General features: G+C 46.2%; 10 protein-coding genes. 7 read left to right on the top strand and 3 right to left on the bottom strand.

The annotated features are described in order from the left end of the window. From NC981_RS22230 to NC981_RS22200, 7 genes are all read left to right on the top strand, one after another. Nucleotides 1-331 (top strand): hypothetical protein (locus NC981_RS22230; RefSeq protein WP_348244897.1); only part of this gene is annotated, 331 nt, incomplete at its 5' end. Nucleotides 332-358: 27 nt separating this feature from the next. Next, nucleotides 359-625, top strand: a complete 267-nt coding sequence (locus NC981_RS22225) for a hypothetical protein (RefSeq protein WP_190376176.1) — start codon at nucleotides 359-361, stop codon at nucleotides 623-625. Between the two features lie 2 nt (nucleotides 626-627). Beyond that, entirely contained in the window at nucleotides 628-1,326 is a 699-nt protein-coding gene (locus NC981_RS22220) for an energy-coupling factor ABC transporter ATP-binding protein (RefSeq protein WP_348244894.1), read from the top strand. 58 nt (nucleotides 1,327-1,384) lie between these two features. Further along, a complete protein-coding gene (locus NC981_RS22215; RefSeq protein ID WP_348244893.1) occupies nucleotides 1,385-1,609 on the top strand; it encodes an AbrB/MazE/SpoVT family DNA-binding domain-containing protein in 225 nt (74 codons plus the stop codon). After that, entirely contained in the window at nucleotides 1,606-1,995 is a 390-nt protein-coding gene (locus NC981_RS22210) for a type II toxin-antitoxin system death-on-curing family toxin (RefSeq protein WP_348244892.1), read from the top strand. The genes NC981_RS22215 and NC981_RS22210 overlap by 4 nt, the downstream gene beginning before the upstream one ends. Nucleotides 1,996-2,127: 132 nt before the next feature. After that, nucleotides 2,128-2,685 carry an NYN domain-containing protein gene (locus tag NC981_RS22205; protein WP_190376172.1) on the top strand — a complete coding sequence of 186 codons (558 nt, stop codon included), beginning with the start codon at nucleotides 2,128-2,130 and terminating at the stop codon, nucleotides 2,683-2,685. 59 nt (nucleotides 2,686-2,744) lie between these two features. Next, nucleotides 2,745-3,845, top strand: coding sequence for a TRAP transporter substrate-binding protein (locus NC981_RS22200; protein WP_348244891.1), 1,101 nt, complete (start codon nucleotides 2,745-2,747; stop codon nucleotides 3,843-3,845). 208 nt (nucleotides 3,846-4,053) lie between these two features. Here the strand turns inward: NC981_RS22200 and NC981_RS22195 are convergent, their stop codons facing one another. The 3 genes from NC981_RS22195 to NC981_RS22185 form a co-directional block, all read right to left on the bottom strand. Then, nucleotides 4,054-4,545 carry a DUF4188 domain-containing protein gene (locus tag NC981_RS22195; RefSeq protein ID WP_348244890.1) on the bottom strand — a complete coding sequence of 164 codons (492 nt, stop codon included), beginning with the start codon at nucleotides 4,543-4,545 and terminating at the stop codon, nucleotides 4,054-4,056. A 183-nt stretch (nucleotides 4,546-4,728) separates the two neighbouring features. Next, nucleotides 4,729-5,103, bottom strand: a complete 375-nt coding sequence (locus NC981_RS22190; protein ID WP_348244889.1) for a group 1 truncated hemoglobin — start codon at nucleotides 5,101-5,103, stop codon at nucleotides 4,729-4,731. Nucleotides 5,104-5,370: 267 nt separating this feature from the next. After that, nucleotides 5,371-7,227, bottom strand: coding sequence for an ATP-binding protein (locus NC981_RS22185; protein ID WP_348244888.1), 1,857 nt, complete (start codon nucleotides 7,225-7,227; stop codon nucleotides 5,371-5,373). Nucleotides 7,228-7,348: the final 121 nt, after the last annotated feature.

Here is a 7,348-nt window from a genome sequence, read left to right as displayed (position 1 = left end):
TGCCAGACCAGCCGACGAAGACGAATCTGTCGCGTTTGAGCCAGTCGTCGAGGGCATCAAAGATGCCGCGTTGCGCTGGCGCGCGACCTACTGCGATGGTCATTTGAAAAATCTCCAGATAAGTGCGGAATCTAAAGGCAAACTCTGTGACTCAAAAATGAATTATGAACAAAGTTTACTTTTCGTTACCTATGCCTCTGATTATATGGAGAGTTCTTGGAAAATTTCCAGTGTTTTTGTAACTAATCTTAAAATTCAGAGATTTTTGCCTTTAGCTCATCACCGGCAGAATCGGGAAGCAAGCCGTTTCTGCGGATATTTGCGATACTGAGAACTGGCAGTTTGTACGATCGACACTATGTTTATTTTGGAATTAACGCTGAAAGGAAATCCTCTAAGCCTTTCAATCCAGCGCAAATCGGCTGAAGAAGCAGAAGCGACCTATCAAGAAATTCTGGGGGCGATGAAGTCGGGGAATAATCCTTTACTGGAATTGACCTGCGATCGACAACCCGACAAAAAGATTGCGGTGTTTGCTGATAATCTGGCAGCCGTGCAGGTTTATGAGAAATCGAGCGCAAATGCGTCTGGCAGACCCGCAGGTTTCTCGTTTGTGGCGGAATAGATATGACTTTAGACGCGCCCATTTCTCAAGATGCTGCAATTCGAGCGATCGACCTCAGTTTTGGCTGGTCGGATGACAAAGCGATTTTGCAGTCTTGTGCGCTGGAAGTGCCCAAAGGTGAGTTTTGGATGCTGTTGGGCGCGAATGGGAGCGGAAAGTCTACGCTGCTAAGACTTTTAGCAGGGTTGTTGCAGCCGACTGGGGGAGAAGTTCAAATCTCGCCTCCAGTCGGTTTTGTGTTTCAAAATCCAGACCATCAGTTAGTGATGCCCACAGTGGGAGCAGATGTGGCGTTTGGATTGGTGCAGGAAAAATTGTCAACGGCGGAAATTCGACAACGAGTGGAAGAGTCGCTAACGGCTGTGAGTTTAGCGGCGTTTCAGCGTCGTCCGATTTATGCGCTGAGTGGGGGACAGAAACAGCGAGTTGCGATCGCGGGTGCGATCGCTCGTCATTGCGATGTCCTTTTATTAGATGAGCCGACGGCTTTGCTTGATCCGGATAGCCAGTTGGAGCTAGTGGCTCAGGTTCAGACGTTGGTGAAAAAGCGGGGCATTACGGCGCTTTGGGTGACGCATCGGCTGGAAGAATTGGAATATTGTGACGGAGCGTTTTTGTTAGAAGCGGGGAAGGTGGTCGATCGAGGCGATCCCGATCGCTTAAAACGAAGATTAATGCAGACCGAAGACGTTGAAGATTAGAAAACTTCTGCAATGTTCCCGTTATCATCAAGCCATCCTGTCACTATAAATCACGAATATGGACAATCTAAAAATTGAAAAAGTAGGTGACTCGCTGGGAGTAGCATTACCAGAGGAAATAGTGCAGAAACTTCAGGTGAAGGAGGGCGATACTGTTGACATTTCAGAAACACCTGATGGAGTTGAAATTACTAATCGTGCTCCCAACTTAGAAAAAGCAATGCAGGCTTATCAAAAGATAAACGAGAAATATAAAAATGCCTTGCGTGAGCTATCGAAATGAGTCAAGAACCGATTTGGATGTCAGAATCGTTTGTCAGAAGAATTCAGCTTGATCAACTCGATCGATACGGAGGTCGGCCTGGTATGCGTGACGAGAGTTTGCTATCTGCAAGTTTGGCAAGACCTCGGAATCTATTTATCTATGGTGAATCTCCTACAATCTTTGACTTGGCGGCATACGCTTATGGACTTGCTAAGAATCATCCCTTCGTCGATGGCAATAAAAGAGTTGCTTTTGTCGTGATGGCGGTCTTTCTTGAGCTAAATGGTTATTCTTTGGACGCGCCAGAAGCGGAAGTTGTACAAGTCATGCTGAGGCTGGCATCCGGGGAAGAAACTCAAGAATCGATCGCACAATGGCTCGAAAGTAGGTCTGTCCAAAATTAAGTTCTTTCGCGCGATCGCAAATCCACTTCAATAAACAACAGCAATCGATACCAAATCAAATTTAAGAAATGCAATATTATGGAAGGGTGAAGCAGATTAACTTTTGCAAAATTGTCCTTTCCGCGTTGAGTGATGCCACGTTCCGCACCACAAGCACTTCTATTGGTGGACGGCTATAACATAGTCGGAGCTTGGCATGAGCTAAAAGTAATTCGCGATCGAGACGGTTTAGAAGAATCGCGCCGAAAATTAGTCGAAACGCTGATTGGATTTAGCGCATATCAGAATTTTGAAACTCATGTTGTATTTGACGCGCAATATCGGGATTCACCGACGAATCGTGAGGAAGTGACTCGTCATTTATATATCTGCTACACCGATTTTGGACAAACTGCTGATACTTATATTGAGAAAACTTGTGCTGATTTTCGGCATGACATTCGCAAGTTTAAACAGCGATTGATCGTGGCGACGAGCGATCGTGCCCAGCAATTAACCGTTGTTGGATACGGAGCGGAGTGGATGTCAGCGGAAAAATTAGCGAATGAAGTTGAATTTGCGGCGCGGCGAGTTCAGAGCAAATCAAAACCAAAGAAAAAATCGGCGGGACGACTGTTGATGCACTCGCTTGATCCCGATGCCCAAAAGCGATTAGAAGATTTGAGATTTGGCAAAGACAAGTCGCGCTGAATTTCTGTCCCCGTCGCCCTGTAAGATTTTCGATACGAAACTATTGTCGGGCAAACGATATGAAACGCAGAGCCTTGGTTGGAGCCGCGATCGCAGCAGGCAGCACTCTCACCGCTTGTACCATTCGCAAACGTGGAGTCGCAACGGCGGGAACGGCTTTACCAACGGTACGCTGGCGTATGGCAACTAGTTGGCCCAAATCGCTGGAGACAATTTTTGGCGGAGCGGAAACGGTTTGTCGGCGTATTGCTGAGATGACCGATGGACGATTTGTAATTCAGCCGTTTGCAGCAGGGGAAATTGTGCCGGGGCTGCAAGTGTTAGATGCGGTGCAAAATGGCACGGTTGAGTGTGGACATACTGCAAGCTACTACTACACTGGGAAAAATCCGGCGTTTGCGTTTGGAACGGCGGTTCCGTTTGGGCTGAATGCTCAGCAGCAAAATGCGTGGCTGTATCACGGTGGCGGTTTGGCAGCAATGCAAAAGCTGTACTCGGATTTTGGAATCATCAACTTTCCATCGGGAAACACTGGCGCACAAATGGGCGGATGGTTTAAGCGTAAGGTGAGTACGATCGCGGATCTTAAAGGCTTGAAAATGCGAATTCCGGGGCTGGGTGGAGAAGTAATGTCGCGGCTGGGGGTGAATGTGCAGGTGCTTCCGGGTGGTGAGATTTATTTGGCGCTGGATCGAGGCGCGATCGATGCGGCAGAATGGGTCGGTCCTTACGATGATGAGAAGCTGGGTTTACATAAAGCAGCAAAATTCTATTACTACCCTGGCTGGTGGGAACCGGGTCCAACTTTAGAAACGCAGGTGAATTTAACTGCATGGCGAAAGTTGCCGAAAGAGTATCAGGAGGTGCTTAAAACGGCGGCTTATGAGGCAAACATTAATATGTTGGCGCAGTATGATGCGCTGAATCGCGAAGCGATCGCTCGTCTCATTGCAAGTGGGACGCAATTGACGGCTTACAGTAAAGAGATTTTGCAGGCGGCGCAGAAAGCTTCGTTTGACCTGTACGAAGCGAATGCAGCAAGAAATAATACGTTTAAGCAGGTGTATGGACAGTGGAAGCAGTTTCGCGATCAGGTTTATCAGTGGAATAAGATTAACGAGTTGAGCTTTTCGGATTTCTCGCTGGGATCAGGCAGTTGAATTAAGTTCGATCGCTGAGATCTCGATCGCTCTCGCAACCGCAAATATCTTCTCTAGATTGCCCCACTGAAAAAGTTCGGCAGAGCAGTGCGAATGCGCTCAGGCAAACGTCCTAACAGGCACAACAATATTCCTGCTGAATTGAGCAGTCAGGCAGCATAAAATACTAGCTTCGATACATTTCCAAAATTCGCAACTTGCAATTATTTCATTCCAACGTAGTAGCGGGATTTGAATTTTCTACCAATCGACTCCGCGCTGAATCTCTACGACCGGATATGGGCACAAGTTTACCTACTTCGCCTAAACCAAAAGGTGGCATACCGCTATATATTGCTTCATACTCCCCGGCTCGAACTTTATAGGTTTCGTGCCAAATTCCTACATCACCTCGGCTATTGCTAAGGCGCTTATTAAAATTTACCCATGCTGGCCAATGCTCCTTATCCCTACTTCGTGCATATGCCTCTAAAGCTTCAAATGAACGCCAATACTGCACTATCACAGGTATTCCCGCGACATGACCGAGAAAACCACTGTTTGGATCGGCTTGCAATTCTTTGATCATTCGAGGCATTGCCAGAAAAACTGGTAGCCACTTATGAACTTTCCAGATCTTGTTAATACGCATACCAATTAGGAAGATGACAAACTCACCTTCAACTTCGGCTGTCATTCTTTCTGGAATTACCTTTGCCATAATTGCCTCCCTATGAGAATTACACCAAAATGTGAGGATTGGATTAAGTCCATAACGATTCGCTTGAGCGGCTAGAAATAACCTTGAACTCAGCATCAGCAATTTTTGGCAGTCTGCTCTAAGCGAATTGTTAGAAGCGAATTGTTAGATGTCGTTTAAGAGATGTTGTTTAAGCACCTTGACTTAGCGATTTAGAACATCATCGCGATGAGATTTAGAGCCTACAATTTGCACGACTTCATCAATTAGAACTTGAGGAACCTCCAACTCAACTAGAGTTGCGACTAAATTTTCCGCGATCGCATTGAAGTGGCTGTCGGTCAAACCCATTTCAGCCACTAATTGTTTATGTGCGTCCCTCATAGGACGACCGTTCCAGTGTTGAGCACCACCAAAAGCGTAGGTCATAAATTCTTTTTGGTGGTGCTTCTGTTGCTGCATATCTGTATGAGCGAAAAAGTGCTGAACCCGCTCATCCGCCAAGACTTTTTCATAAAACTTTTCTACAGCTAGATCAACAGCCGTTGCACCACCAAGCTTTTCGTACAGTGTACTCATGGAAGATTCCTCCAACCGGGTTTTGAATCTAGATGTAACACGAGGTAGACGAGAGTGCGCAAAGTTTTTAATTGTCTGATACCAGATTGATTTGTGGATGCGACAGATTCTCGCCCCCTAAGTCCCCCAGAATGGGGGACTTAGGGGGCGAGAATCTGTCGCATTCTATGTTTAATTCGGTATAAGCGGCATACCGGACTCGTTCACCCGCCGCTAAAGCCTCTCAGACTCAACAAGACTCAATACAGGCGGTGTGCAATGAGCTTGTTAGACATCATCATAGATTTTCTGCTGGACAGGGATTTGAATGATAAACTCTGTTCCTTCGCCAGGTGTAGAAAAGCAATCTAACTTACCTCCATGTTTCTCAGTGACAATCTGATAGCTAATCGGCATCCCCATACCCGTGCCCTTACCGATCGTTTTCGTGGTAAAAAATGGATCAAAAATTCGTTTGCGAACCGATTCAGGCATCCCTGTTCCGTTATCGGATATGGCAATTTTTACCCACTTTGAATCAATTCTGGAAGTCCGAATCGTAATTTGGCTGGGCTTTTCCTTAATTTCCAGATAAGTTCGTTTAACGTTAGCTTCTTCCAGCGCATCAATGGCATTTGCCAAGATATTCATAAATGCCTGATTGATTTGCCCCGGATAGCACTCCACAAGCGGCAAACTGTCATAGTCACGAATGACTTGAATCGCTGGGCAATCCGATCGATCTTTTAAGCGATGCTGCAAAATCAACAAGGTACTGTCAATCCCTTCATGAAGATCAACCGCTTTAAAGTCGGCTTCATCAATGCGTGAGAAGTTGCGGAGCGACAAGACAATCTTGCGAATGCGATCGGTACCCAACTTCATAGAATTCAGGATTTTGGGTAGATCGGTTTGGACAAACTCTATGTCCAGCTCGTCTGATGCGGCTTGAATTTCGGATGCTGGGTCGGGATAGTGCTTTTGATAGAGCTGCACAAAAGCTAATAAATTGTGGGCGTATTCCTGCACAGGGGTCAAGTTGCCGTAGATGAAGTTGACTGGATTGTTGATTTCGTGGGCTATCCCTGCCACCATTTGTCCCAAAGCAGACATCTTTTCGCTTTGCACCATCTGCACTTGAGTGTGTTGCAGTTCTTTTAGAAGTTGTTGCAACTGCGTATTTTTATCGTTGAGTTCTTGGGTTCTTGCCTCAACTTGAGATTCCAGCGTTTGGCTATAGGCTTCTAGCTGTTCGTTAGCTGTTTGCTGCTGCTGTAAAAGTTGTTGAACAGTGCGAATTAATTGGTTAAAGGCATCGGCAAGGGTACCAATTTCATCATTTTGCTCGACAGTCGCTTGTAGCTCAAAGTTAGACTCTTCAGTGGATTGTCGGGCAATGCTGGTAAGAGCTTGAATCGGTTGAGCGATCGCTCGGCTGGTAAACATTGCCAAAAGAATGGCGATCGCAGCAGATAATCCAATACCCGCAACCACTACTTTCTGGGCAATTTCACCTGCTTGCTGTTGTAACAGAGCTGCTTCTTCAAATTCTTCGTAGGCTTGGTCAAGTAAGCCTACCAAACTATCTGAGATGCCATCGAATTCAAGCGCCAAATCGCTGTTGGTAAATGCCAACATTATCCTTTGCGCTTGCTCAACATCATCGGGGAATGCAAGATTCAGCTGACGAATTCGTTCAACTTGAAGCGCTAATTCCTGGGAGTAGCGCTGGGTCACACCGTCATAGGTTTGCAAGAAAGCTGGAATTGTGGCTTGATGCTTATCCGTTTGTGGAGCCTTTGCAACAAATGTCTTAAGTTCAGCCCAAATGTCCCGAATTTCAGCTTCGTGCTTCAGCAAATGAGTATACTCATCCTGAAACTTGTCTGGGTATTTTGCTAAAGGGATGAGTTGCTGTTGGTGGGTTCGGGCTTGAAGCACACGAGATTGTAGACGCTGTAGAAGCTCCACTTCGTTTCGGGAGTGTTCTTCTTGCTTTGCAGCCTGGAATTGATAATTATGCCCAATTCCAAAACCAGCAATTGTGCCAGACACAGCAATGCCTAGAGCTAAGGTGTATCCCAGAGCGATCTTTTGTCCAACTCTGAGGCTGGACAACCTCTGGCTCAGGCTTTGCAACATCATAGAGCTTTCCCAAGCTATACAAAGAATCTTTATAAATTTAAGATTCCCACCTTTCTTACCGGTCTAACGACTTGAATCGGGGGCGGCAAATAGTCCCAAGTTCAGTACCAGCGACTTGCAA

Origin of the sequence: Leptolyngbya sp. DQ-M1 (assembly GCF_039962505.1) — a bacterium.
Classification (GTDB): domain Bacteria; phylum Cyanobacteriota; class Cyanobacteriia; order Leptolyngbyales; family Leptolyngbyaceae; genus Leptolyngbya.
The sequence above is the reverse complement of the archived record's forward strand: the minus strand, read 5'-3'. Positions and strand labels throughout refer to the sequence as shown.